The following is a 22589-nucleotide window of genomic DNA, read 5'->3' as shown; positions in this document are numbered from 1 at the left end:
CAAGTTCGGCCGTATCGTTCTCGGTCATGGGCGAGGAGATCGGCGGACGGCTGCGGCGGTTGCGCGCCGAACGCGGCCTCACCCAGCGCGAACTCGCCGAACCGCACTACACCGCCGCCTATGTTTCTTCCGTCGAGACCGGTGCCCGGACGCCGTCCGGTGACGCGGTGCGCCATTTCGCGGCGCGGCTCGGCGTGGACACCGGCGAGCTGCTCGGCGTGACGTCGCCCCGTGACGACGTCCGGCTCGATCTGGACATCGCGGCGGCCGCGGCGGACTTCCTCGCGGGGCAGGGCTCGGCTCCGAAGATGCGGCAGCTGGCTCGGCGGGCCGAGAAGATCGGCCGCGATCGCCAGGCCGGGCTCGCCTGGCTGTGGCTCGCGCGGTTCACCGAAGGCGACGCCCGGCCGCGGTTGGTCGCCGCCGCCGAAGCCGCGCTCGGCGACGACATCCCGCCGTATCGCGAACTCGCCGCCGCGCTGCGGGCGAACGTCCTGCTCGGCCGAGGCGAGCCGCATCACGCGATGCACCTGCTCCGGACGGCACTCGACGCGAGCCTCGACGGCTACCCGCATCCCCTGCTCCTGCTGACCTTGCGGGCGTACCTCGCCGAAGGACACCTCCGCCTCGGCGAGACCGCTCAGGCCGCGCAGCACGCGAGCGAGGCGCTGCGGCTGGCTCGCGGCGGCGAGGAGATCCTGGCCGAACTCACCGGCCACCAGCGCCGGCTGACCGAGGCCTACCTCGGCGAAGGACGCGTGGCCGACGCCGTCGCCGCCGTGTCGGTGCTGCACGATCTGCTTCACGAGCGTGCCCTGCGGCCGGTGCTGGCCCGGTGCCTGTTCGCGCGGGCTCTGGACCGTCGTGCCGAAGACCTCGAAGGCGCTCTCACGGACCTTCGCGCGTCAAGGGCGGCCGCGCCCGATCACGCCGTCACCCTGGAACTCGCTGACGTCTGCCGAGAACTCGGTCGTCTCGACGACGCCGCCGCACTACTCTCCGAAGCAGCCGAAGCCATCCCTGCGGACTCGCCGCTCTCCGCGTCGCTCACGTTCCAGCAGGGCTCGCTGGCTCTGGCCCGGGGGGACCTCGAAGCAGCCGAAGCAGGCTTCGCGCACGCCATCGAAGTGGCCGCACTCCGCGACGTTCGCGGCGTCTTGGCCGCTTCGGTCGACAAAGCGGGAGAGCTGCTTCTCGACCAAGGACGCATCGAAGAGGCCGCGGATCTGCTGCGGCGTGGCCTACTGCTTCTAGGCGCCGAAGAGGACATCGCGAAGTGACCGAAGTGGACTTGGAAGATCTCGACACCCGCTTGGTGGGCCGATTCGGCTCTGCCGCCGAAGGGTGGCTCGCCGGTGTCCCGGCCCTCGCCGAGCGGCTCGCGTCCCGATGGGACTTCACCCTCGGCGAGATCTTCGACAGCGGGGCCTCGTCCGTCGTCCTGCGCTGCCGGTGGACCGATGGGACGCCGGCGGTGCTCAAACTCAGCCCGGACGGCCCGCTGCTGACCAAACAGCTCGAGATGCTGCGGGTGTTCGCGCCGTCGGGGCGGGTGCCCGCCGTCCTGGCCGCCGACGCGGACGCCGGCGCGATGGTGCTAGAGGAGATCCTCCCGGGCACCGAAGCCGAAAACCTGCCGTCGGCCTCTCTGCCGGGGCGTTGGGGAGAGCTGCTCGCCGCGCTGCACGCGGTGCCCCCGCCCGAAGGCTGGCCGTGGAGCCTGCGCGGCCGGTTCGAGGAGTCCTTCGCCCGGATCGGCAAGCGGATCACCGAACCGGCCATCGCCGCCCGGATCGCTCCGGCCACTTGGCGGCGGACGATCGAGCGGTGCGAGAAGCTGCTGGACACGCAAACCGGCGTCGTGCTGCTCCACGGCGATCTGCATCTCGGCAACGTCCTGGACGGCGGCCCGCGCGGCCTGATCGCGATCGATCCGAAGGCGTGCGTGGGCGATCCGTGCTTCGACGCCGTCGACTACGTGGTGAGCGGCGCCGGCCACGAGGGAGTCGAGGCCCGTTGCCGCTCGGTGGCGAACGCGTGCGGGCTCGACGGCGACAGGTTGTCCGCCTGGAGCCGGGTGGTCGCCCCCATGTTCGCCATCGCGCACCTGACCTATGGCGGCCCGGAGCAGGCTCTCGACGAGCTGCTCGCCCTGATCAGCTGAGGAACGCGCGCAGGACCGAAGCGACCTGCCGGATCTCGCCCGCGCGGACGTTCTCTTGCCGGGTGTGTGCCAGCGTCGGGTCGCCGGGACCGAAGTTCACCGCCGGGATCCCGAGAGCCGCGAAGCGCGCGACGTCGGTCCAGCCCAGCTTCGCGACCGCCTTGCCCCCGGCCGCGGCGACCAGTTCGGCCGCCGCCGGGGCGCTCAGACCGGGCAACGCCCCTGGCGACAAGTCGACGACCTTGACGTCGTAGCCCTCGAAGACCTCGCGAAGGTGCGCCTCGGCCTCCTCGGACGAGCGGTCGGGCGCGAAGCGGTGGTTGATCGTGAGCACGGCCTCGTCCGGCACGACGTTGCCCGCGACACCGCCGCCGATCTTCGTGGCCTGGAGTCCTTCGCGGTAGGTCAGGCCGTCGATGTCGACCACGCGCGGCGTGTACTCGGCCAGCCTGCGCAGCGGTTCGGCGAGACCGTGGATCGCGTTGACGCCCATCCAGCCGCGCGCGGTGTGCGCGCGGACGCCTTCGACGCGGATCTCGATCCGCATCGTGCCCTGGCAACCGCCCTCGATTCCGCCGTTCGACGGCTCACCGAGGATCGCGAGGTCGGCCCGCAGCCACTCGGGCAGCTCGCGCTCGATGCGGCCGAGGCCGTTCTTCGTCGCTTCGATCTCTTCGCAGTCGTAGAACACGAAGGTGATGTCGTGCTTCGGCTCCCGAAGAGCCGCGGCGAGGTGCAGGAAGACGGCGTCGCCGCTCTTCATGTCGACGGTGCCCAGCCCGTGCAGGATCTCGTCGTCACCGGTCCCCTCGCGGCGCACGGGCATGTTCTCGTTGACCGGAACGGTGTCGAGATGCCCGGCCAGCAGCACCCGCGAAGGCCGGCCGAGGTTCGTGCGGGCGAGGACCGCGTCACCGTTGCGGACCACCTCGAGATGCGGCGCCTGCGCCTGGAGCGCGGCCTGCACGGTGTCCGCGATGACCTTCTCCTCTTCCGAGACGCTGAAGATGTCCACCAGCGCGGCGGTGAGGTCGACGGGGTCGGCGTGCAGATCGAGCGAAGGCATGCCCGCACCGTACCGCCGGGCACCCGGGGCTACCGTGAAGGAGTGCGCATGCGAACGATCTTGGTCGTCCTCCTGCTGGTAGTCAGCGGCTGCGGATCGGGCGAAGTCCCGGTGAAGGTCCGCCCGACCCAGAGCACCGGGCCGGACGTGCTGCCGATCAAGCTCAAAGCGCTGACGACCGACCAGTGCTACCTGGCGCCGGGGACCGAATCGCCCAAGGGCTGCCAGAAGTACGTCACCGAACTCTCCAGCGCCGCGGGCAGCATCCGCAAGCGCCGCCCGGACCTGTCGTCGCACGCCGACGGCCTCGACCGCCCGATCGCCGCCTTCCGCACCGCGAACTGCCAGGACCAGGCGGCTCCCGGCGGCCCGTGCGGCCAGGCGCTCGGCGACATGGCGGCGGCGCTGACCAGTGTGAAGAGCCTCGTCGGCGGCTGAGGAGGGTCTCTGGGTTACCGTTCAGGACGTGAGCGAGCAGACCCCTGACCCCGAAACGACCGGCGCCACCGGCGTCGGACTGGCCACCGTCACGACCGATGGCACGGTGCTGGACACCTGGTTCCCGCTGCCCAAGCTGATCGACGGCGCCGACGGCAAGGCCGGCACGGTGCGGCTGACCACCGAGGAGGCCTCCGAGGCCCTCGGCGAGGCCGCCGCCGCCCAGCTCGGCCCGGACACCGACCGCGGTGTCGAGGTCGTCGCGGTCCGCACGACCATCGCCCGTCTCGCCGACGCCCCCGGTGACACGCACGACGTCTACCTGCGTCTTCACCTGCTGTCGCACCGACTGGTCCGGCCGCACGGCGCGAGCCTCGACGGCATCTTCGGCCTGCTGGCGAACGTCGTGTGGACCAATCACGGGCCGTGCCCCGTCGAGGGCTTCGAGGCGACCCGGCTGCGGCTGCGGGCGCGCGGCAACGTCACCGTCTACGGCGTGGACAAGTTCCCGCGGATGGTGGACTACGTCGTGCCGGCCGGCGTCCGCATCGCCGACGCCGACCGTGCCCGCCTCGGCGCGCACCTGGCCAACGGCACCACGGTCATGCACGAAGGCTTCATCAACTTCAACGCCGGCACGCTCGGCGCCTCGATGGTCGAGGGCCGCATCTCGGCCGGTGTCGTGGTCGGCGACGGCTCCGACGTCGGCGGCGGCGCGTCGATCATGGGCACGCTGTCCGGTGGCGGCAAGGAGACCATCTCGATCGGCGAGCGCTGCCTGATCGGCGCGAACGGCGGCGTCGGCATCTCGCTCGGCGACGACTCGGTCGTCGAGGCGGGCCTGTACGTCACGGCCGGCACGAAGGTGACCTTCGAGGGCAAGGTCGTGAAGGCGCTTGAGCTGTCCGGCATCTCGGGCGCGGTTTTCCGGCGGAACTCCGGGACCGGCGCCGTCGAGGTCGTCGCGCGCACCGGCGTCGGCATCGAGCTGAACGCGGCCTTGCACGCCAACTGACCTGCGAAAAGGGAGCAAGGGACCTTTGCTACCGCGCGGCGGGGTGTGTGGAAATAGAGACGTTGAGCGTCCCTGATTCCACACACCCCTTACCCCGTGTAGCGACGCTGACCCACCGTGTGGATTTCGGGACGTCAGATGTCCCGAAACCCACACGGTCACCTGAGATGGCCAGGGACCGCTTCGCGCGCGGGAGCAAGGGACCTTTGCTACCACCAGGGCGGCTCCGAACGTCGCGAAAGCCACTTTCGCGACGTCTGATGTCCCGAAAGTGGCTTTCGCGACATCCTCGGCCGCAGCACCCGAACCCGCTGAAAGAAAGCAAGGGACCTTTGCTACCGGGCGGGCGTGACAGGAGGGTGTGTGGAAATAGAGACGTTGAGTGTCCCTCTTTCCACACACCTCTCACCCCGCGTAGCGACGCTGACCCACCGTGTGGATTTCGGGACTTCAGATGTCCCGAAACCCACACGGTCACCTGAGACCACCGAGCCCCAGGCCGCCCCAAGCGCGAAAAGAGAGCAAGGGACCTTTGCTACCACCCTCCCCCGGAGAGCGGTAGCAAGGTCCCTTGCTCCTCTCACGGCCTGGACCACCTTGCCGGTTCACCTAGAATTCATCTTGTGACAGCCGAGACCCTGCCGCGCAAGAACGTCCCTTCGACCACTCCGGCCGCGCTCGGGCTCGGCGACCGTCCCGCGAAAGCCGGGCCGGGCGATCCGGCGGCCACCCATGTCCGGGTCAAACTCGACGTCGAGATCCGCGCCCTCCTCGCGCACGAACCGGGCACCAAATCCGGCACCGACCCCGAAGACCTGCACCAGATGCGGGTCGCGTTGCGCCGGATGCGAAGCGTCCTCAAGCTCTCGGGTCGCCTCGTCGGCCCGGACGCCGAGCCCGTGCGCTCCGAGCTCGGCTGGCTCGGCCAGTCTCTCGGCGACGTCCGCGACTACGACGTCCTGATCGGGCATCTCCGCGAGGTCGTCGCCGAATTCGAGGTGCGCGACCAGCCCGCCGCGCGCCGTCTGGTCTCGAAGTTCGTCACCGAACGCGGTGTCGCGAAGCGGCGGCTCACCCGCGCGCTCGCCAGCCCCCGGTACGCCTCGATGCTGCAGGACATCGGCCGTCTCGCCCGGCAGCCCGACACCGAAGAACCCACGTCCGAGGCCGCCCAGACTTCCGCTGATCTCGTCGCCGGTCTCGCGAAGCCGCATCGAAAGCTCGCGAAGGCCGTGAAGGCGCTTCCCGCCGATCCCCCGGACGACGACCTTCACGCGCTTCGCATCTACGGCAAGAAACTCCGCTACGCCGCCGAAATGGCCAAGCCCGCCGCGAAGAAGAAGCAGGCGGAGCGGATCCAGCGGCTGATCAAGGCCACGAAGAACTTCCAGACCGTCCTCGGGGACCACCAGGACGCCTGCGTCGCCGCAGACCGGATGCGGAGCGTCGTAGCCTCCGTCGACGCCGAAGTCGCGTTCATCGCGGGCCGGATCGCGGAGAAGGAACTGCTGCGCCGCGCCGAGGTCCGGGCCGTGTGGCGCGACGTCTGGGCCGAGGTCGACGCGGCCGCTCAGGCGGTGAGCTCCCGGATGTAGCCGTCCGGGCGGATCAGCACCTGCCGTCCGTTCTCGGCTTCATACGCGGCGAAAGCGTGCCCACCGACGTCCTCGAAGTCCACATCGGACAGTGCGCTGCCCGCGGGCAGGATCCGGCGCGCGCCTTCGGGCGCCGGACCGTCGCCGAACACCAGCAGCGTCGCCTGTGGGCCGCGCAGCAGCTCGAACAGCCGGACGGACTTGCCGTTCGCGTCCTTCAACGGCGCGTCCGGGGCGCGATCGCCAGGCCGGATCCGGCCGGTGGTCACGGACGCGAGCGGGCCGCCGCGGTAACCGATGTCGAGCTGGCGCGTGTTCTCGCCGCGCTCGTGCGCGTCTTCCGCGCCTTCCTTGTACTTCTCCAGGATCTCGGTGCTGATCTTCAGCACCCGCGCGGCGACCCCGCGACGCTCGGGCTCGTAGCTGTCGAGCAGCTCCGGCGAACCGTCGGCGAGTTTCCAGCCCAGGTTGTACGCGTCCTGGACACCGGTGTTGAGCCCCTGCCCACCGGTCGGCGGGTGGACGTGCGCCGCATCGCCGGCGAGGAAGACGCGTCCGTCACGGAACCGCTCGGCGAGCCGGATGTTGGGCCGCCACACCGTCGACCAGGCGAGATCGTGCAGCCGCACCCCGCCGCCGGACAGGTCGTCGAGCCGGGATTGCAACGTGCCGAGCGACGCCTCGACCTCCTCTTCGCCCAGCGGCGCGCCGAACTGGAAGTGCGGCACCCCCGGCAGCGGCGTGAGGACGATCCCCGACATCGGATCCTCGGGCTTCGCGAACCAGTGCCCGTACGCGCGATCGAGCCCCTCGGCCTGCACGTCTCCCAGCAGCATGCGGACCGATTCGTCGGTGGTGCCTTCGAACGCGATCCCGAGCGTCTTGCGCACGAAGCTCTTCCCGCCGTCCGCGCCGACGAGGTAATCGACTCGCACCTGCTCGCCCGGAAGCTCGGCCGTCACGCCATCGGCGTCTTGTTCGAAGCCGAGTAGCGGGGTGCCGAGCTCGACCTGGACACCGAATTCGGCGAGCCGCTCGCGCAGGATCCCCTCGGTCCTCGACTGGCCGAGGAAGAAGCCGTTCGGGTAAGGCACGTCCGGGGTCGGTTCGGCGAGTTCGGCCATCATCCGCTCGCCGACGACCTCGCCACCCAGATGGATCTTCAGCGCCACGGGCGGCTGCCCGGCGGCCAGCACCGCGTCCAGGACGCCGAGGTCCTCGAAGACCTCCAGCGTGCGCGGCTGCAGGCCGTCGCCGCGCGAGCCCTCGAAGAACGTCTCGGCCTTCTCCACGATCCGCACGCCGACGCCGCGGCGCGCGAGGTCGATGGCCAGCGTGAGCCCGGTCGGACCGGCTCCCGCGATCAGCACTTCGGTCATCCCTACTCCAATGAATAATGATTCAGTGAATATGGATTCAGTTTGACCGTTGCTAGCCTTCCGTGTCAAGGAGGTGCCGATGACGGCGACGAGCCGCAAGGAGAAGGCGGCGGAGACCGAGGCCGCGCTCAAGGAGGCGGCAAAGCGCGTTTTCGCGGCGAAGGGGTACCTGAACACCAAGATCACCGACATCACGGCGGAGGCCGGGCGCGCGGCGGGATCGTTCTACAACCACTTCGCGAGTAAGGAAGAGCTACTCGAAGCGCTTCTCGCGGACCTCGCCGCGGCGAGTGACGTCAACGCGTCCTCGCCGGAGCACAAAGCCGACTTCACCGACCCCGACGCCGTGCGCTGGCACGTCCGCGAGTACTGGAACTTCCACCGCGACAACGCCGCGACGATGCTCGCGCTGCGCCAGGCCGCGATGGTCAGCGACGACTTCGCCCGCACGTACGCGCGTTTCGGCGCCGATCAGGCGGAGGACATCCTCGGCCACCTCGCGTACATCACCGCGGCGGGTATGGAACTCCCGGCGTCGGAACGGGTCACTCTCGCGATGATGGGCGAATTGGTCAACGGTTTCGCGCACACGTGGCTGCTCGACCCATCAGCGGTCTCCGAAGAAGAAGCCGTCGAGGCGCTGACACGATTCGTCTATCGGGGCTTCACGGGCCGCGACGTGAGCTGACTCAGGAAGCGAGCCGCTCCACGGCCGCGTCGATCCGCTCGTCCGTCGCCGTCAGGGCGATCCGGACGTGGTTCCCGCCGGTCGGCCCGTAGAACGTGCCGGGCGCGGCGAGGATGCCGCGATCGGCGAGCCAGTCGACCGTGTCGAGCGCGGATTCCCCACGCGTGGACCAGAGATACAGCCCCGCCTCGGAATGCGAGATCTCGAAACCGCTGTCCAGCAACGCCTTCCGCAGCACGAGCCGGCGGCGCGCGTAGCGTTCCCGTTGCACGGCAAGCGCTTCGTCGTCCTTCAGGGCGGCGACCATGGCCTCTTGCACGGGCCGCGGCACGATCAGCCCGGAGTGCTTGCGGATCTCCAGCAGCCCGGCGACGAGCTTCGGGTCACCGGTGACGAACCCGGCGCGGTAGCTCGCGAGGTTCGCGGACTTCGACAGCGAGTGGACGGCCAGCAGGCCGTCGAGGGAGCCGCCGTGCACGGACGGGTGCAGGATCGACACGGGCTCGCTTTCCCAGCCCAGCGCCAGATAACACTCGTCGGAGACCACGACGACGCCGCGTTCCCGCGCCCAGTCGACGACCTTGCGCAGATGGTCGACACCGAGCACGCGCCCGGTCGGGTTGGACGGCGAGTTCAGCCACAGCATCGACGGCCGCTGCGGGCCGAGCGCGAAAGTGCTGTCCGCCCGCAGCAGGGAAGCACCCGCCAGCAGCACTCCGACCTCGTAGGTCGGGTACGCCACCTCGGGGATGACGACGAGGTCACCGGGGCCGAACCCCAGTTGCCGCGGCAGCGACGCGACCAGTTCCTTCGAACCGATCGTCGGCAGCACGGCCGCCTCGGGAACGCCCTCGATGCCGTGCCGCCGCGAAAGCGCTTCGATCGCGGCGGCCCTGAGCTCGGGGATCCCGTGCGTGGTCGGATACCCCGGGATCTCCGACACGGACGCGAGCGCCGCGCGGATGCTCTCGGGGACCGGGTCCACCGGCGTGCCGATCGACAGGTCGACGATGCCGCCGGGATGCGCCTGGGCCTTCGCCTTGGCTTCGGCGAGTGAGTCCCAGGGAAAATCAGGAAGAGCGACCCGGCTCATTCGCCCTGCGGGGGAAGAGCCTTGATGAAGGCGGGGTCGTGGCTGGTCTTGCCGACCTTGGAGGCGCCACCGGGCGAGCCGAGCTCGTCGAAGAAGTCGACGTTGGCCTTCGTGTAGTCGTTCCACTCGTCGGGGACGTCGTCCTCGTAGTAGATCGCCTCGACGGGGCAGACCGGCTCGCAGGCACCGCAGTCGACGCATTCGTCCGGGTGGATGTACAGCATGCGGTCACCCTCGTAGATGCAATCCACGGGGCACTCGTCGATACACGCCTTGTCGAGCACGTCGACGCAGGGCTCGGCGATCACGTAGGTCACTGCGCACTCCTGCTTATCTCTGCTTCACCAGTCTGCAACGGACATTACGCGCCCACGGGCGCGACCGGCCCGCTTAGGCCACCCTTATCCACACCCCGGGTTCAGGCTTTCAGCGGTCTTTCCGGCGCGGCGGCGGAGTGGCCCTGCTGTCCCCGGTGATGCGGAACTTCGGGGCGGCGGGCTTCGCCGCCACTGTGTCCCTCTCGTCCTTCTCGACGGCCTGTTCCGCGCCCAACGCCCGGTTGAAGCCGTCGGAGATCTCGCGAACCAGGTCTTCGTTGTGCCTGTCGTCCTTGCGCGCGATGCTCATCGGGGTCCCTCCACTGCCTTCCTTGGCACAATCTAACCGTGAACAGTGCGGAAATGCTCGAGCTCACCTGTAGCCGGGCTTGGACTCCCCTGCTGGAGAGCCGGATCGGCGACTGGAGGCTCCGCTGGGCGGACGGGTTCACCGCACGGGCCAACAGTGCCCTGGCGATCGGTGACCCGGGAAAACCCCTGCCAGACGCCCTGCGGACGGTCTGTGACTTCGCCCACGATCATGCCATCCCGCCGGTCGTTCAGGTGATCCAGAACACGTCCACCGAAGCCGCGATCGAGGCACAGGGCTGGGTCCACTATGTGGAACACCGGCCCGCGCACGAGGTTCGCCTGCTCACCGGGCCGCTCTCGCGCGGGACCTCGGCCGGAGCGGTGATTCTCGACGAGCCGACGTCCGGATGGTGGGAGATGACGGCGGGCAGCGTGGAGCCGCCGGAGGCGCCGCGGCACGTCCTCGGCACCGGCAAGGTCGGCTTCGGGGTCGTCGAGCTGGACGGCGTCACGGCCGGCGCGGTGCGCGGAGCGGTCGTCGGCGAGTGGCTGCACATCGCCCGTTTGGAGGTACGGCCGGAGTTCCGGCGACGAGGACTGGCGCGCGGGCTGATGAACGCCGTGGGCGCTTGGGGCGCCGGCCAGGGCGCGACCGGGATGCTCCTGCAGGTCGCGGTGGCGAACTCGGGCGCGCTGAAGCTGTACGAAAGCCTGGGCTGTACGGAGCACCACAGGTACCGCTACTGGGCCCCGGCTCCGGGGGCGTGCGAGGATCGCCCGTCGTGAAGGTCGTCATTTTGGTCGGCGGAGTGGGCGGGGCCCGCTTCCTGCTGGGGGTCAAACAAGCACTGGGCATGCCCGCGACCGGTTCCGCGCCGGAATCGCCGCATGAGGTGACCGCGCTGGTGAACACCGGGGACGACGTGTGGATGCACGGTCTCCGCATCTGCCCGGACCTGGACACCTGCATGTACACCCTGGGCGGGGGGATCGACAAGGAACGCGGGTGGGGCCACGCCGGCGAGACCTGGACGGTCAAGGAGGAGCTCGCCGCCTATGGCGCCGAGCCGACCTGGTTCGGCTTGGGCGACAAGGACATCGCGACTCATCTGATCCGTTCGCGGATGCTGCGCGCGGGCTATCCGCTGTCTCAGGTCACCGAGGCGCTGTGCGACCGCTGGCAGCCCGGCGTGCGTCTGCTGCCGATGTCGGACGACCGCGTCGAAACGCATGTCGTGATCGACGATCCGGAAGATCCGGACCAGCGCAAGGCGATCCACTTCCAGGAGTGGTGGGTGCGCTACCGCTCCGAGCCGAAGGCGCATTCGATCATCGCCGTCGGCGCCGACGAGGCCAAGCCGGCGCCGGGAGTGCTCGACGCGATCGCGGCCGCCGACGTCGTGCTGTTCGCGCCGTCGAATCCGGTGGTCTCGGTGGGCACGACGCTCGGTGTGCCGGGGATCCGCGAGGCGCTGCGGAAGACGCGTGCCAAGGTCGTCGGTGTTTCGCCGATCATCGGCGGGAAGGCGTTGCGCGGCATGGCCGACGCGTGCCTGAGCGCGATCGGCGTGGAGACCTCCGCCGAAGCCGTCGGGCGGCATTACGGTTCCCGCAAGGAATCCCCCGACGGCGTGCTCGACGGCTGGCTGGTCGCCGAGGGTGAGACCGTCGACGTACCAGGGGTCGCCGTCCGCGACGTGCCCTTGCTGATGTCCGATGTGGACGCTACGGCGGCCATGGTGCGTGCGGCTTTCGATCTGGCGGGAGTTTCCGTTGACTGACCACGCTTCCGCGAAGATCGAGATCCTGCCGGTCGAAGGGTTGCCGGAGTTCCGTCCGGGCGACGACCTGACCGGCGCGATCGTCGAGGCGGCCCCCTGGCTGCGGTCGGGCGACGTCCTGGTCGTGACGAGCAAGATCGTCTCCAAGACCGAGGGAATGCTGATCCGCGTCCCGGCCGATCCCGAGGAGCGTGACGCCGCCCGGCGCGAACTCGTCGAGGAGGAGTCCGTCCGCGTGATCGCGCGGATCCACCGGACGGTGATCACCGAGAACAAACTCGGCATCGTGCAGGCCGCCTCCGGCGTGGACGCGTCGAACGTGGCCTCCGGCGAAGTTGCGCTGCTGCCGTCCGATCCGGACGCTTCCGCGCTCGCCCTGCGGAACGGGCTGCGCGAACGGCTCGGCGTCGAGGTCGCCGTCGTGGTCACCGACACCATGGGCCGCGCCTGGCGGGTCGGGCAGACCGACGCCGCGATCGGCGCTTCCGGCCTGCGGGTGCTGCATTCGTACGCGGGCGAGGTCGACAGCCAGGGCAACGAACTCGCCGTCACCGAGGTGGCGATCGCCGACGAACTCGCCGCCGCGGCGGATCTGGTGAAGGGCAAGCTCGGCGGGACACCGGTCGCCGTCGTGCGCGGCCTTCGGCTGACCGACGACGGTTCGACCGCCCGCAAACTGCTGCGGCCGGTCGAGGAGGACCTCTTCCGCCTCGGTACCAACGAATCCATCGCGCAGGGCCGCCGGGAAGCCGTGCTCGCGCGGCGTTCGATCCGGTCCTTCACCGACGAGCCGGTCGATCCCGAGGTGCTGCGCCGCGCGGTCGGGACGGCGCTGACGGCGCCCGCCCCGCACCACACGAAGCCGGTCCGGTTCGTGTGGCTGCGCGAGGAAGGCTTGCGCCGCAAGCTTCTCGACGCGATGAAGGCGTCGTGGCAGGCCGATCTCGAAGGCGACGACTTCACGCCCGAACAGGTCGCGAAACGGCTCAGCCGCGGCGACATCCTGTACAACGCGCCCGAGGTCGTGGTGCCGTTCCTCGTCGCCGAGGGCGCGCACACCTACCGCGACGACCGGCGGAACGCTTGCGAGCACACGATGTTCACCGTCGCCGGTGGTGCGGCCGTGCAGGGTCTGCTGGTCGCGCTCGCCGCCGAAGACCTCGGCTCGTGCTGGATCGGGTCGACGATCTTCGCCGCGGACATCGTGCGCGACGTCCTCGGCCTCGACGGGCGCTGGGAACCGCTCGGCGCGGTCGCGATCGGACATCCCGCCGCGCTCCCGCCCGCGCGCGGCCCCGTCGAACCCGGTGAAGGACTTCTCGAACTGTGACCCTGCACGACGACGTTGTGTCCACATTGTCCGGTTGGCGACCGGCGGACGCCGCCCAGGAATCCTTGCGCCAGGCCTATCTCGGCTTCCTCGCCGCCCGCGAAGACGTCTGCCGCCGCGAATGCGCGGCCGGGCACATCACCGCTTCGGCCGTCCTTCTCGACGCCGACGCGGAAAACGTGCTCCTCACGCTGCATCCGCGAGTCGGTCGCTGGCTGCAGCTCGGCGGGCACTGCGAACCCGGCGACGCGACGCTCGCGGACGCCGCTCTTCGTGAGGCACGCGAGGAATCCGGCATCGAGGACCTCGTGATCGACCCGGCCCCGGTGCATCTCGACGTCCACCCGATCACCTGCTCGCTCGGTGTGCCCACCCGCCATTTCGACGTGCGTTTCGTGGTGCGCGCACCCCGGGGAGCACAACCGGTACAAAGCGACGAATCGGACGATCTTCGTTGGTGGCCGGTGAATTCCCTCCCGAAAGGGTCGGAAGATCTCGCCGAACTGATGGAAGCCGCCGTGCCCGCGGCTTCCGGCCGTTAGGGTGTCGGCTGACGTCCTGAAGGGGGAATGATGCTGACGGCGCTGACGCCACATCTGGACCGCGTCCGGGTCCACAGCAGCGGAGACGGCGAAGGCGCCGGCTGGGTACTGCTGGTCCTGGCGATCATCATTATCATCATCGTGATCGCGGTGATCATCGTGAAGGTCAACCAGGCGAAGAAACCGCCGATGAACTTCCCGCAGAATCCGAACTTCGGTGGCGGCGGCCCGGCGCCCGGCTTCCCGCCACCGCCTCCGCCCGCCGGTGGCCCCGCCCCGCAGGGCAACTGGCAGCAGCAGCCCGGTTTCCCGCCGCCGCCTCAGCCCGGCTTCGGTCAGGCGCCCGGCTTCCCGCCGCCGCCCGCTCCGGCTCCGGCAGGTTTCCCGCCGCCGCCCGGCGCACCGGCACCCGCCCCGTTCGGCGCGCCCGGCATGGCCCAGCCGGGTTTCCCGCCGCCGCCCCCGCAGGCCGGGCCGCCGATCGACGGCAGCGCGGACCGCACGCAGGTCGTGTCCCCGCGGCAGCAGGCGGACGCCGGCGCCGACCGCACCCAGGTCGTCTCCCCCGCGGGCGGCGATCGCACGCAGGTGGTGCCCGGCGGCGCCGGTGACGCCACGCAGGTCGTCCCCGGCGGTGGTGGCGACCGGACCCAGGTGGTCCCGCCCCGTCAGTGACCCAGCAGGGAGAAACCGCATGGTCAGGGTCGACCCGAACTCCTCGGTCCCGCCCTTCGAACAGGTCCGCACCGCCTACGCGGAGCGGATCAACGACGGCACGCTGCCCGTCGGGGCGAAACTCCCGACCGTGCGGAAACTCGCCGAAGACCTCGGCATCGCCCCGAACACGGTCGCCAAGGCCTACCGCGAACTCGAAGAAGCGGGCCTGATCGAGACCCGGGGCAGGGCGGGGACGTTCGTGAGCGCCGTCGGCGACGAGACCCGCGAGCGGGCCAGGCAGGCGGCCGCCGACTACGCCGCGCTGACCAGGAAGCTGGGTCTCGGTCGCGACGAAGCCAAGGCGATCGTCGACGCCGCGCTCGGCTGATCCGCCTTTTCGAAAAAGAACAAAGGAGGTTCGCCGTGATCGGGATCATCCAGCTGGTGGTCATCATGGTCGTGCTGGCGTCCGTGGGAGCCGGGATCTTCTTCCTGGTCAAGACGCTCAACAAGCCGAAGCCGCCGCCGTATCCGCCCCAGTACCCGCCGCCGCGGCAGCCGCCACCGGGCTGGTGAGGGGGTCGCCGGTTAGTCTCTCGGCATGGTCCTTCTTTTGGTACTGCTGGTCGGCGCCCTGATCCTGGCCGGGATCGGGGTCGGCGTCTTCTTCCTGGTGAAGTCGAACTCCAAGCAGCCGCCCGCGCTCCCGCACCACCAGTACCCGCAGCAGCAGCCGCAGTACCCGAGCCAGCAGCAGCCCTACCCGCCGCAGGGCTGGGGCAACTGAGTCACATCGCGCGGTAGTCGCGGAGTTCGATCTTCGGCCCGAACCTCGGCCGCCGGAATCCGGCCGTCGACAGGTAACGCACCGCGCGCTGCCGCTGCGGCGAATACGGCGCCAGCACCTCGGACATCCCGGCGTCGTCGAGTTTCGTGCCGACGAGCGCGTGCCCGACCATCGACGGGATGTTGTAGTCGCCGAAGCTCACCGCGTCCGGGTCTCCCCAGGCGCGCTGCGCGATCTCCGCCGCGGTCCACACGCCGATGCCGGGTACCTTCCGCAGCCAGGCCCGGCCTTCGACACCCTTCAGTTCGACGGCCTTCTCCAGCCGCGGTGCGACGCGAGCCGCCGCGATCAGCGTCGTCCGCCGTTTCAGGTCCACCCCGGCGCGATGCCATTTCCAGTCCACAATGGATCGGATGGCGACGGGCGTCGGCGGCACGCGCAGCCGTGACGGCGCCGGCCCCGGTGCCGGTTCGCCGAACCAGCGGCACAGTTCACCCCACGACCGCAGCGCCTCCGCGCTGGTCACCTTCTGTTCCAGCACGGCGAGCACCAGCGCGTCCCACACCCGCCCGGTCGAGCCGAGGCGCAGTCCCGGGTTCCGGCGCCGGGCCGACGCGATGACGTCGTGGTGCGCGACGAAGTCCGAGTCGTCGTCGTGCGCGCCGAGCATCGCCGGGACACCTTCGAGCAGCTTGTCCGCGCCGGGGCCCCAGGCCTCCGCCTCGATCTCGCCGTCCGCGCGCCGAAGCAGCGCGAGCGTGCCGGCGCCGTCCGCCGTGTTGGCGGCCAGCCAGGTGACCCCGCCCTCGGTCCGGACGACGTTGGGCGAACGCGACCCACGGCTCAGCGGGCCCAGAACAGTGTCCAGGTCCAGCTCGAAGGCAGGACGGAATCGCACACACCGAACCTACCCGGCACTCGGCTAGGGTGAGCGGGCCACCTGAACCCGGATGCCCATGGAGGACTGGACGATGACCGAGCGACCGGCGAAGGCCTCGATCGTCAGCGGGTACTTCAACCCGCTCCACCAGGGCCACCTCGACCTGTTCGAGGCCGCGCAGGCGCGCTCCGGCTACCTGATCGTCATCGTCAACAACGATCACCAGCAGGTCCTCAAGAAGGGCAGGGTGATCCAGGTCGAGGACGTCCGGGCCCGGATCGTCCGCGCGCTGCGCATCGTCGACGACGTGTACATCGCCGTCGAGGAGGGGCCGGGCATCAACGAGTCGTTCGACCTGATCCGCGCGGCGTACCCGGACACGGAGCTCGAGTTCTGCAACGGCGGTGATCGGCGCAACGTCGACGAGCTCCCGGCCGACGAGGTCGAGGCAGGGGCGCGCAACAACATCTCGATGATCTACGGCATCGGCGGCACGGACAAGGCCGACTCCAGCACCCGGATCCTTTCGGACATGGAAGCCTGACACCGATATTTGTCGGACGACGTTCGCGGGTCTGCTGACGGCGGGCGCTCCCAGGGCCTACCCTGGACACCACACAGTCGGCCCTGAACCCAGAGGGCCCCAGGTCAGTCGGGAGGCCTAGGGGAATGGACCCCCGTGCTCGGGCGGACGCCTTGCTCGCACGCGCAAGCGCGCGTGGAGCCTTCGTCGTGACACCGGACAACGCGACGTCTCCGATGGACTCCGCGAACACTCAGCAGATCCCCCGGTCGGTGGTCGCCGAGATCGACCGTTCGTCGGATCCGGATACGACCACTCAGCTACCGGCTTCGCTGATCGCGGAGAACGATCACCCGCTCGCGGGGCCCGAGCCGACGACACGGCTGGACCTGCCGGCGGTGCGGGGCGAAGGCTCGACTCAGCCGCAGCCGTACCCTCGCCGTCCCGGCGCCCCGCAGCCGACCAGGCCGCTGCCGCAGGCGACGACCCCGCTCACCCGGCGGCCGCCCGCCGCGCCGGTGCAGAGCCCGCTGATCGAGCAGCCGGAGCCGGAGACCGTCGAGAACGAGGTCGGCGGCTTGGTGCCGACGGTGAAGCAGAACCCTTCGGGGCGTTCGAACCTTTCGCGCCGTCTGGACGGCATCTAGGCGCCATCCTCAGCCGGTCTGGATCACCCGGTCGATCTCCTTGATCGCCGCTCCCCCGCCGTACGTGGCGTTGGACAGCATCGCGACGTCCAGCCCCTCCGCCGGATAGTGCCGCATGAGCGAGCAGACGCCGATGTTCCCGCCGTCCTTGTAGTAGTGCCGCACCGAGCCGTCCGGCGACAGGACGAATTCGAGGCCGAAGCCGTACCGAACGCCGCTGCTGTGGAGCACTTGCGGCGTGAGGAACTCCTTCGTGCGCTCCCGGGACAGGAGCCGTTCTTCGCGGATCGCCCGCAGAAACCGGACGAGGTCGCCGACGGTGCAGTACGCCCCTCCATCGGGTGAGCCGATCGGCGGGTAGCTGAAGATGTTCTGCTTCCAGCCGGTGATCCGTTCGCCGTCGAGGATCGGGTCCCAGCCTTCGGCGACCCTCGGCTGGGGATCGCGCCGGTCGAAGAACCCCGAATCGGTCATCCCCGCGCGGTCGAGCACGGCCTCCCGGACGTGGTCGCGATAAGGCCTTCCGGTGATCTCCTCGATCACCAGTCCCGCGAGGACATACCCCGAGTTGCAGTACCGGCAGCCCTCGCCTGGCGCGAAATTCGGTGCCCGGTAAGCGAAATTGGGCAGATGGTCACGGGTGTCCACCACCGAGTACACCGGCTTGTCGACCCACAGCGCCTCGTAACTCTCGCCCGCTTCCTCGTCGGCGTCGTCGGCGATCCCGGACGTGTGCGTGAGCAGCTGCCGCGTCGTCGCCCCGGGCGCGATCACCGTGCCGGCGAGGTCGATGATCTCGCCGATCGGGCGGTCGAGGTCCAACCGGCCCTCGTCGGCCAGCCGCAGCGCGGCGATCGCGGTGACGACCTTGGTGATCGACGCGGTGTCGTACCGGATGTCCGGCGCGTTCGGCACCGACCAGCGGCGGCTGGCCAGGCCGTAACCGCGTTCGAACAACGTCTCGTCGCCGCGCCGGATCAGCACGACTCCGGCGAAACGGTCCTCCCCGGCGCGTTCCGTCAGCCAGCTGTCCAGTGCGGCGAAGTCCATGCACCGACGGTAACGACCACGGGGAACCCGGTCGCGTGAATTCCGCTGGCCGGAACGGCTACTTCCGGCGCGTTTCGAGCTTGAGCCGCAGCGCGAGACCGGCCTTCACCGCGAGCATGACCGGCTTCCACAGGAGACCGCGGTGACGGTCCGCGAGGTAGCGGTACGCGCTTTCGTGGTGCGCGCGCAGCATCTTCGCCGAAGCCTGCGAAGTCGAGTGCCCGCCGATGTGCATGACGCTGGACGAAGGCGCGTACACGTTCAGCCAGCCCGCTCGGGACAGGCGGTCACCGAGGTCGACGTCCTCGAAGTACATGAAGTAGCGCGTGTCGAACCCGTCGACCGAGTCGAAGGCCTCGCGACGGAACAGCTGGCAGGACCCGGAAAGCCAGCCGGCCGTGCGTTCGACCGGGGTGCCGGTCTCCTGCCGGTACTGCCGCGTCCACGGGTTGCCCGGCCAGATCTTGCCGAACGCCGCGTGCCCGATCCCGCGGCCGAACGACGGCAGCAGCCGGGCCGACGGGTACACCGTGCCGTCGAGATCGTGGATGAGCGGGCCGAACGCGCCACCGCGCGGCCAGCGCTCGGCCACCTCGAGCAACGCGTCGAGCGAACCGGGCTCCCATTCGAGGTCCGGATTCACCACGACGACCCAACCGTAACTGTCGTCGAGTTCCGCGACGCCCCGGTTCGCGGCCGTGCCGTAACCGACGTTCTCGCCGATGCTGAGCAGCTTGACGTTGTCCCGGCGGGCGGCCTTCTCCGGCGCGCCGTCCGTGGAGGCGTTGTCGGCGACGACGACCTGGACGTCCCGGTCCGTCGCCTTCTCGAGCGTGTCGAGGAACTTCTCGAGGGTCTCGCCGGGGAAGTACGTCACGGTCACGACGGCGATCCCGTCGCCGTAGCTGGGGTGCTCAGTCACGCGGCCATTGTCCACCCGTCACCGAACGCGACCGAGCCGCACCCACCTCGGGTGGTAGCAAAGGTCCCTTGCTCCCCCGCCGCTCTGCGAGGGGCTGGAGCCTCCAGCAGAGATGTCCCCAATGTGGCATTGGAGACGCTGAGGGTCCCCAATGCCACATTGGGGACATCCGGACGGCGGGCGGTAGGGGGTGCAGAAGCGGGAACCTCAGCCGGCCCGTCGCTGCGCATGCCGGTGCCAAGCCTTCGCGTAAGCCTCACGGTGCCGCTCCGCGGTCGTCGCCCACGAGAACTCCTTCGCCCGCCGAAGCGCGGCTTCGGCCAGCTCGGCCCGCCTCGCCGGGGCGTCGAGCAGCTCCGAGATGGCCGCGGCGACGTCTCCGGCGCCGACACCGCAGTAGGCGACCGCGTCCCCGCCGACCTCCGGCAGCGAAAGCCGTCGCGTCGTGAGCACGCTCGCGCCGCACGCCATCGCCTCCAGCACCGGCAGCCCGAATCCTTCACCGAGGCTCGGATAGGCGACCAGTTCGGAGCCGCCGAGGAAACCGGCGAGCGTGTCGAACGGCAGGTATCCGGCCCGGATCACCCGCAGCCGGTGCGGAACGGCGTCCAGCGCGCGTTCGACCTGCGAATCCCAGCCCGGCTGCCCGGCCAGCACCAGGGCGGGCGGGTTCGGCCTGCCGATCACGGCGTGCGCGAAGCCGCGGATCAGCGCGGGCACGTTCTTGCGCGGTTCCAGCGCGCCGAGAAAGGCGACGTACGGCGTCTTCCCGAGTCCGACGGCCTGGCGCGCGGCCTCGATCTCCGCGGGCGAGGGCGGATGGAACCGGTCCGGTTCGACGCCGTGGTGGATGATCTCCAGGTCAGCCGTGCGCACCTGGCCGACACGCTCCAGTTCGGCCGCCGTGGCGATGCTCGGTACGACGCACAGCGTCGCGCGGCGAAGCGCCGTCGCGGTCCAGGCGCGGAAGAAGCGCGCCTTCACCGAAGAGTGCAGGACGGCGTCGGTGAAGAAGGTCGCATCGTGCAGCGTCACCACCGAAGCGGCCGGGCTGGCCAGCGGCATCGTGTAGTGCGGCGAGTGGACGACGTCGGCGGCGAGCCGCCGGACCAGTCGCGGCAGGGTCGCCTGCTCCCAGGTCAGCCTCGCCGTCCTGGTCGATGTCGACGGTGAGGTGGGCACGATCCGCGCGCCGGGCGCGAGCCGGTCGTACAGCACCGCGTCCCTCGGCTGGCAGACGACGGTGATCCGCGCGCCGTCCTCGTCCAGCGCCGCGACCAGCGAATCCACGTAACGACCGACGCCACCCCGGTCCGCGGGGACGGCGGTCGCGTCGATCAGCACGCGAGGGTCATCGGTCACCCTAGGAGGGTACGGCGATGCACTAGGTCCGCGGTGGGGAACCGACAAACTGATCCCGCTGGTGGAGAGCCCAAACCGCCGAAGCGGCACGCTCCCAGGTGAACTCACTCGAACGGCTGAGACCACTGTCACGCAGCGCTGCCGCGCGCTCCGGCTGCCCGAGTACGTCCCGAAGGGCATCCGCAAGCGCTTGCGCATCGCCGACAGGGACGGTGACGCCCGCTCCCCCGGCCACCTCCACCAGGGCGGGGACGTCCGAATGCACCACCGGCACCCCGGCCGCCATCGCCTCGATCAGGGGCAGCCCGAACCCCTCCGCCCGGCTCGGCATCGCCAGCACCGACGCGCCCCGCACCGTGAACGCCAGCTCCGCGTCGCTCACCTTCCCCAGCAGCCGGACGTCGGCGCCGTGCTCGCGTGCCAGCGCCATCGGGTCGATGCCGCCCCAGCCCGGCTGCCCGGCCAGCACCAGCGGGACGCCGATCCGCCCGACGGCGTCGATCAGCACGTCGACGCCCTTGCGCGGCTCGATCGTCCCGATCGCGAGCACGTACCGCTCCGGCAGCGCGACCTCGGCGAACTCGGAATGCGGCCGCACACCGTGCGGGATCACGCGCACCGGCACCGAAACCGGCACCAGCGCGGCGAGCTCGTCCGCGATCGCTCGCGTGGGCACGGTCAGCGCGGTCGCCCGCGACGCGGCCCGCGCGATCACCGCCTTGTGCCAAGCGACGCCGCGCGGGGTCAGCGTCTCGGGATGCGTCCACGGCACGGTGTCGTGCACCGCGACCGACAGCGTCCGCCCCTCCGGCACGCGGGCGGGCGCCAGCGGCGTCGGCGCGTGGACCGCGTCGCCGCCCGGCCACCACGGCAGGCCCAGCTGCCACGCGGCGATCAGCGCCCGCGGCGGGATCGGCAGCACGCGCGGCCCGTCGACCCCTTCGACGACCGCGGCCTCGATGTCGGCATGCCGTGCGACGACGCTCGACACCGTCCAGCCGGGCGGAGCGGTCTCGGCGAGCGCCCGCAGCAGCTCACCGGTGTAGCGGCCGGTCCCGCCGGGGACCGGCGCCAGCAGCTGCTCGGCGAGCACGACCAGTTCGGGCATGGTCTCTATTCTCTCTGGCATGCCCAGCACCACCGTCGTCGTGGTCACCTGGCGCGGCGCCGCGCACATCACCGCGTGCCTCGACGCCCTCGCCGCGCAGTCCCGCCCGCATCGGACGTTGGTCGTCGACAACGCCTCCGACGACGGAACGGCCGCCCTGCTCGCCGCGCATCCCTCGAAGCCCGAGGTGCTCCGGCTTCGGCGCAACACCGGTTACGCGGGTGCCATGGCCGCCGCACTGGACAAAGTGGACACTCCGCTGATGGCCTGGCTGAACGACGACGCCGCTCCGGCCCCAGGCTGGCTCGCGACCTGCGAAGACACCCTCGGGAAAGCCCCGCTCGCCGCTGCCGTGAGCGCCCGGCTGACACTGGCCGACGGGACTGTCCAGTCCACCGGCGTCCGCCTGACGGCCGACGGCCACGGCGCCGACCTGCCGGAATCCACCGACGAGGTCTTCGGCTTCTGCGGGGGCGCGGCCGTGCTCGACGTCGAGGCGCTCCGTTCCGTCGGCGGCGTCCCGGCCTCCTACTTCTGCTACTACGAGGACACCGACACCGCGTGGCGGCTGCGGCTGGCAGGGTGGGACGTCGTCAGCGCCGACGCCGAAGTCACCCATCAGCATGGCGCGAGCACGCGCCCCGGTTCGGTCCAATTCCACCTGTGGAATGAACGCAATCGCCTGCTGACCCTCCTCCGGTGTGCTCCGCGGCAGGTGGCGATCCGCCAGCTGGTCAAGTTCGCCGCGCTCACGCTCGTCCTGGTCCTTCGAGGGAAACCGACGGCACCGAACTTCCGTCCGATCCTCCGGTGCCGGGTCCTGGGCGCCATCGCCGCCCGCCTGCCACGCACGCTCGTCGAGCGGCGGGCGATCGGGCGACGGGCGACACTGGGCCGAGGCGCGGTCTGGGACGCGTGGGCGGGCAATTAAGC

27 protein-coding genes are annotated in these 22589 nt (G+C 70.3%); 17 read left to right on the top strand and 10 right to left on the bottom strand.

What is annotated here, in order from left to right; translation table 11 throughout:
- The first annotated feature begins 26 nt into the window (after positions 1–26).
- Together ACIRGA_RS19360 and ACIRGA_RS19355 are read left to right on the top strand one after the other, a co-directional pair.
- Positions 27–1280 (top strand): helix-turn-helix domain-containing protein, encoded by a 1254-nt coding sequence (locus ACIRGA_RS19360; RefSeq protein ID WP_400942757.1) that lies wholly within the window; start codon positions 27–29, stop codon positions 1278–1280.
- A complete protein-coding gene (locus ACIRGA_RS19355) occupies positions 1277–2164 on the top strand; it encodes an aminoglycoside phosphotransferase family protein (protein ID WP_400942755.1) in 888 nt (295 codons plus the stop codon). Before ACIRGA_RS19360 ends, ACIRGA_RS19355 begins: the two co-directional genes overlap by 4 nt.
- On the opposite strand, the gene dapE is transcribed toward ACIRGA_RS19355, so the two are convergent.
- Positions 2157–3230, bottom strand: coding sequence for a succinyl-diaminopimelate desuccinylase (gene dapE, locus ACIRGA_RS19350; protein WP_400942754.1), 1074 nt, complete (start codon positions 3228–3230; stop codon positions 2157–2159). The genes ACIRGA_RS19355 and dapE overlap by 8 nt on opposite strands.
- Positions 3231–3278: 48 nt before the next feature.
- Between dapE and ACIRGA_RS19345 the strand changes: the two genes are divergently transcribed.
- The 3 genes from ACIRGA_RS19345 (at position 3279) to ACIRGA_RS19335 (ending at position 6278) form a co-directional block, all read left to right on the top strand.
- The gene (locus tag ACIRGA_RS19345) at positions 3279–3668 is read left to right on the top strand and encodes a hypothetical protein (protein ID WP_400942753.1); all 390 of its coding nucleotides are present in this window, start codon (positions 3279–3281) and stop codon (positions 3666–3668) included.
- A 28-nt stretch (positions 3669–3696) separates the two neighbouring features.
- Positions 3697–4683 (top strand): 2,3,4,5-tetrahydropyridine-2,6-dicarboxylate N-succinyltransferase, encoded by a 987-nt coding sequence (gene dapD, locus ACIRGA_RS19340; protein ID WP_400942752.1) that lies wholly within the window; start codon positions 3697–3699, stop codon positions 4681–4683.
- A 623-nt stretch (positions 4684–5306) separates the two neighbouring features.
- Positions 5307–6278, top strand: coding sequence for a CHAD domain-containing protein (locus ACIRGA_RS19335; protein ID WP_400942750.1), 972 nt, complete (start codon positions 5307–5309; stop codon positions 6276–6278).
- On the opposite strand, the gene ACIRGA_RS19330 is transcribed toward ACIRGA_RS19335, so the two are convergent.
- Complete coding sequence (locus tag ACIRGA_RS19330) at positions 6254–7657, bottom strand: FAD-dependent monooxygenase (RefSeq protein ID WP_400942749.1); 1404 nt, start codon at positions 7655–7657, stop codon at positions 6254–6256. The genes ACIRGA_RS19335 and ACIRGA_RS19330 overlap by 25 nt on opposite strands.
- Positions 7658–7736: 79 nt before the next feature.
- Here ACIRGA_RS19330 and ACIRGA_RS19325 point away from each other — a divergent pair, with 79 nt between their 5' ends.
- Positions 7737–8345 carry a TetR/AcrR family transcriptional regulator gene (locus ACIRGA_RS19325; RefSeq protein WP_400942748.1) on the top strand — a complete coding sequence of 203 codons (609 nt, stop codon included), beginning with the start codon at positions 7737–7739 and terminating at the stop codon, positions 8343–8345.
- A gap of 1 nt (position 8346) precedes the next feature.
- Here ACIRGA_RS19325 and dapC read toward each other — a convergent pair whose 3' ends face one another.
- The 3 genes from dapC to ACIRGA_RS19310 form a co-directional block, all read right to left on the bottom strand.
- Positions 8347–9438 carry a succinyldiaminopimelate transaminase gene (gene dapC / locus ACIRGA_RS19320; RefSeq protein ID WP_400942746.1) on the bottom strand — a complete coding sequence of 364 codons (1092 nt, stop codon included), beginning with the start codon at positions 9436–9438 and terminating at the stop codon, positions 8347–8349.
- Positions 9435–9755 carry a ferredoxin gene (gene fdxA / locus ACIRGA_RS19315; RefSeq protein ID WP_016331413.1) on the bottom strand — a complete coding sequence of 107 codons (321 nt, stop codon included), beginning with the start codon at positions 9753–9755 and terminating at the stop codon, positions 9435–9437. Before fdxA ends, dapC begins: the two co-directional genes overlap by 4 nt.
- A gap of 109 nt (positions 9756–9864) precedes the next feature.
- The gene (locus ACIRGA_RS19310) at positions 9865–10065 is read right to left on the bottom strand and encodes a hypothetical protein (protein ID WP_400942745.1); all 201 of its coding nucleotides are present in this window, start codon (positions 10063–10065) and stop codon (positions 9865–9867) included.
- 53 nt (positions 10066–10118) lie between these two features.
- Here ACIRGA_RS19310 and ACIRGA_RS19305 point away from each other — a divergent pair, with 53 nt between their 5' ends.
- From ACIRGA_RS19305 to ACIRGA_RS19270, 8 genes are read left to right on the top strand one after another with little or no spacing between them, the layout of a single operon-like run.
- On the top strand, positions 10119–10853 hold the full coding sequence (locus ACIRGA_RS19305) for a GNAT family N-acetyltransferase (RefSeq protein WP_400942780.1): 735 nt from the start codon (positions 10119–10121) through the stop codon (positions 10851–10853).
- Positions 10850–11848, top strand: a complete 999-nt coding sequence (gene cofD, locus ACIRGA_RS19300) for a 2-phospho-L-lactate transferase (RefSeq protein WP_400942743.1) — start codon at positions 10850–10852, stop codon at positions 11846–11848. Before ACIRGA_RS19305 ends, cofD begins: the two co-directional genes overlap by 4 nt.
- Positions 11841–13178, top strand: a complete 1338-nt coding sequence (locus ACIRGA_RS19295; protein WP_400942741.1) for a coenzyme F420-0:L-glutamate ligase — start codon at positions 11841–11843, stop codon at positions 13176–13178. The genes cofD and ACIRGA_RS19295 overlap by 8 nt, the downstream gene beginning before the upstream one ends.
- A complete protein-coding gene (locus ACIRGA_RS19290) occupies positions 13175–13720 on the top strand; it encodes an NUDIX hydrolase (protein WP_400942739.1) in 546 nt (181 codons plus the stop codon). Before ACIRGA_RS19295 ends, ACIRGA_RS19290 begins: the two co-directional genes overlap by 4 nt.
- Before the next feature lie 30 nt (positions 13721–13750).
- Positions 13751–14395: a hypothetical protein gene (locus ACIRGA_RS19285; RefSeq protein WP_400942737.1), complete on the top strand. Its 645-nt coding sequence runs from the start codon at positions 13751–13753 to the stop codon at positions 14393–14395.
- 19 nt (positions 14396–14414) lie between these two features.
- The gene (locus ACIRGA_RS19280; protein WP_400942736.1) at positions 14415–14765 is read left to right on the top strand and encodes a GntR family transcriptional regulator; all 351 of its coding nucleotides are present in this window, start codon (positions 14415–14417) and stop codon (positions 14763–14765) included.
- A gap of 35 nt (positions 14766–14800) precedes the next feature.
- Positions 14801–14953 carry a hypothetical protein gene (locus tag ACIRGA_RS19275; protein WP_400942735.1) on the top strand — a complete coding sequence of 51 codons (153 nt, stop codon included), beginning with the start codon at positions 14801–14803 and terminating at the stop codon, positions 14951–14953.
- Positions 14954–14978: 25 nt separating this feature from the next.
- A complete protein-coding gene (locus ACIRGA_RS19270) occupies positions 14979–15164 on the top strand; it encodes a hypothetical protein (protein WP_400942733.1) in 186 nt (61 codons plus the stop codon).
- 1 nt (position 15165) lies between these two features.
- Here ACIRGA_RS19270 and ACIRGA_RS19265 read toward each other — a convergent pair whose 3' ends face one another.
- The gene (locus ACIRGA_RS19265) at positions 15166–16062 is read right to left on the bottom strand and encodes a DNA-3-methyladenine glycosylase family protein (protein WP_400942732.1); all 897 of its coding nucleotides are present in this window, start codon (positions 16060–16062) and stop codon (positions 15166–15168) included.
- 73 nt (positions 16063–16135) lie between these two features.
- Between ACIRGA_RS19265 and ACIRGA_RS19260 the strand changes: the two genes are divergently transcribed.
- Together ACIRGA_RS19260 and ACIRGA_RS19255 are read left to right on the top strand one after the other, a co-directional pair.
- Positions 16136–16588, top strand: a complete 453-nt coding sequence (locus ACIRGA_RS19260; RefSeq protein WP_400942730.1) for an adenylyltransferase/cytidyltransferase family protein — start codon at positions 16136–16138, stop codon at positions 16586–16588.
- A gap of 125 nt (positions 16589–16713) precedes the next feature.
- Entirely contained in the window at positions 16714–17214 is a 501-nt protein-coding gene (locus ACIRGA_RS19255) for a hypothetical protein (RefSeq protein ID WP_400942728.1), read from the top strand.
- A 9-nt stretch (positions 17215–17223) separates the two neighbouring features.
- On the opposite strand, the gene ACIRGA_RS19250 is transcribed toward ACIRGA_RS19255, so the two are convergent.
- The 4 genes from ACIRGA_RS19250 to ACIRGA_RS19235 form a co-directional block, all read right to left on the bottom strand.
- Positions 17224–18264 carry a serine hydrolase domain-containing protein gene (locus ACIRGA_RS19250; protein ID WP_400942727.1) on the bottom strand — a complete coding sequence of 347 codons (1041 nt, stop codon included), beginning with the start codon at positions 18262–18264 and terminating at the stop codon, positions 17224–17226.
- 58 nt (positions 18265–18322) lie between these two features.
- Entirely contained in the window at positions 18323–19186 is an 864-nt protein-coding gene (locus ACIRGA_RS19245) for a glycosyltransferase family 2 protein (RefSeq protein WP_007031873.1), read from the bottom strand.
- 207 nt (positions 19187–19393) lie between these two features.
- Positions 19394–20530, bottom strand: a complete 1137-nt coding sequence (locus ACIRGA_RS19240) for a glycosyltransferase family 4 protein (RefSeq protein ID WP_400942778.1) — start codon at positions 20528–20530, stop codon at positions 19394–19396.
- A 40-nt stretch (positions 20531–20570) separates the two neighbouring features.
- Positions 20571–21656: a glycosyltransferase family 4 protein gene (locus tag ACIRGA_RS19235; protein ID WP_400942776.1), complete on the bottom strand. Its 1086-nt coding sequence runs from the start codon at positions 21654–21656 to the stop codon at positions 20571–20573.
- Between the two features lie 19 nt (positions 21657–21675).
- On the opposite strand from ACIRGA_RS19235, the gene ACIRGA_RS19230 reads away from it, so the two are divergent.
- A complete protein-coding gene (locus tag ACIRGA_RS19230; RefSeq protein ID WP_400942724.1) occupies positions 21676–22587 on the top strand; it encodes a glycosyltransferase family 2 protein in 912 nt (303 codons plus the stop codon).
- Positions 22588–22589: the final 2 nt, after the last annotated feature.

Source organism: Amycolatopsis sp. NPDC102389 (assembly GCF_044765885.1).
Classification (GTDB): domain Bacteria; phylum Actinomycetota; class Actinomycetes; order Mycobacteriales; family Pseudonocardiaceae; genus Amycolatopsis.
Note: the sequence above shows the minus strand (reverse complement) of the source record. Positions and strands in the feature narration are given on the sequence as shown.

What these genes read in the sequence shown, in the direction of transcription:
- dapE (WP_400942754.1), bottom strand. Translation starts at nt 3,230, where the DNA reads ATGCCTTCGCTCGATCTGCACGCCGACCCCGTCGACCTCACCGCCGCG.
- dapC (WP_400942746.1), bottom strand. Translation starts at nt 9,438, where the DNA reads ATGAGCCGGGTCGCTCTTCCTGATTTTCCCTGGGACTCACTCGCCGAA.
- ACIRGA_RS19310 (WP_400942745.1), bottom strand. Translation starts at nt 10,065, where the DNA reads ATGAGCATCGCGCGCAAGGACGACAGGCACAACGAAGACCTGGTTCGC.
- ACIRGA_RS19255 (WP_400942728.1), top strand. Translation starts at nt 16,714, where the DNA reads ATGGACCCCCGTGCTCGGGCGGACGCCTTGCTCGCACGCGCAAGCGCG.
- ACIRGA_RS19345 (WP_400942753.1), top strand. Translation starts at nt 3,279, where the DNA reads ATGCGAACGATCTTGGTCGTCCTCCTGCTGGTAGTCAGCGGCTGCGGA.
- ACIRGA_RS19260 (WP_400942730.1), top strand. Translation starts at nt 16,136, where the DNA reads ATGACCGAGCGACCGGCGAAGGCCTCGATCGTCAGCGGGTACTTCAAC.
- ACIRGA_RS19325 (WP_400942748.1), top strand. Translation starts at nt 7,737, where the DNA reads ATGACGGCGACGAGCCGCAAGGAGAAGGCGGCGGAGACCGAGGCCGCG.
- ACIRGA_RS19360 (WP_400942757.1), top strand. Translation starts at nt 27, where the DNA reads ATGGGCGAGGAGATCGGCGGACGGCTGCGGCGGTTGCGCGCCGAACGC.
- ACIRGA_RS19250 (WP_400942727.1), bottom strand. Translation starts at nt 18,264, where the DNA reads ATGGACTTCGCCGCACTGGACAGCTGGCTGACGGAACGCGCCGGGGAG.
- ACIRGA_RS19230 (WP_400942724.1), top strand. Translation starts at nt 21,676, where the DNA reads ATGCCCAGCACCACCGTCGTCGTGGTCACCTGGCGCGGCGCCGCGCAC.
- ACIRGA_RS19285 (WP_400942737.1), top strand. Translation starts at nt 13,751, where the DNA reads ATGCTGACGGCGCTGACGCCACATCTGGACCGCGTCCGGGTCCACAGC.
- ACIRGA_RS19305 (WP_400942780.1), top strand. Translation starts at nt 10,119, where the DNA reads ATGCTCGAGCTCACCTGTAGCCGGGCTTGGACTCCCCTGCTGGAGAGC.
- ACIRGA_RS19330 (WP_400942749.1), bottom strand. Translation starts at nt 7,657, where the DNA reads ATGACCGAAGTGCTGATCGCGGGAGCCGGTCCGACCGGGCTCACGCTG.
- ACIRGA_RS19235 (WP_400942776.1), bottom strand. Translation starts at nt 21,656, where the DNA reads ATGCCCGAACTGGTCGTGCTCGCCGAGCAGCTGCTGGCGCCGGTCCCC.
- ACIRGA_RS19280 (WP_400942736.1), top strand. Translation starts at nt 14,415, where the DNA reads ATGGTCAGGGTCGACCCGAACTCCTCGGTCCCGCCCTTCGAACAGGTC.
- ACIRGA_RS19270 (WP_400942733.1), top strand. Translation starts at nt 14,979, where the DNA reads ATGGTCCTTCTTTTGGTACTGCTGGTCGGCGCCCTGATCCTGGCCGGG.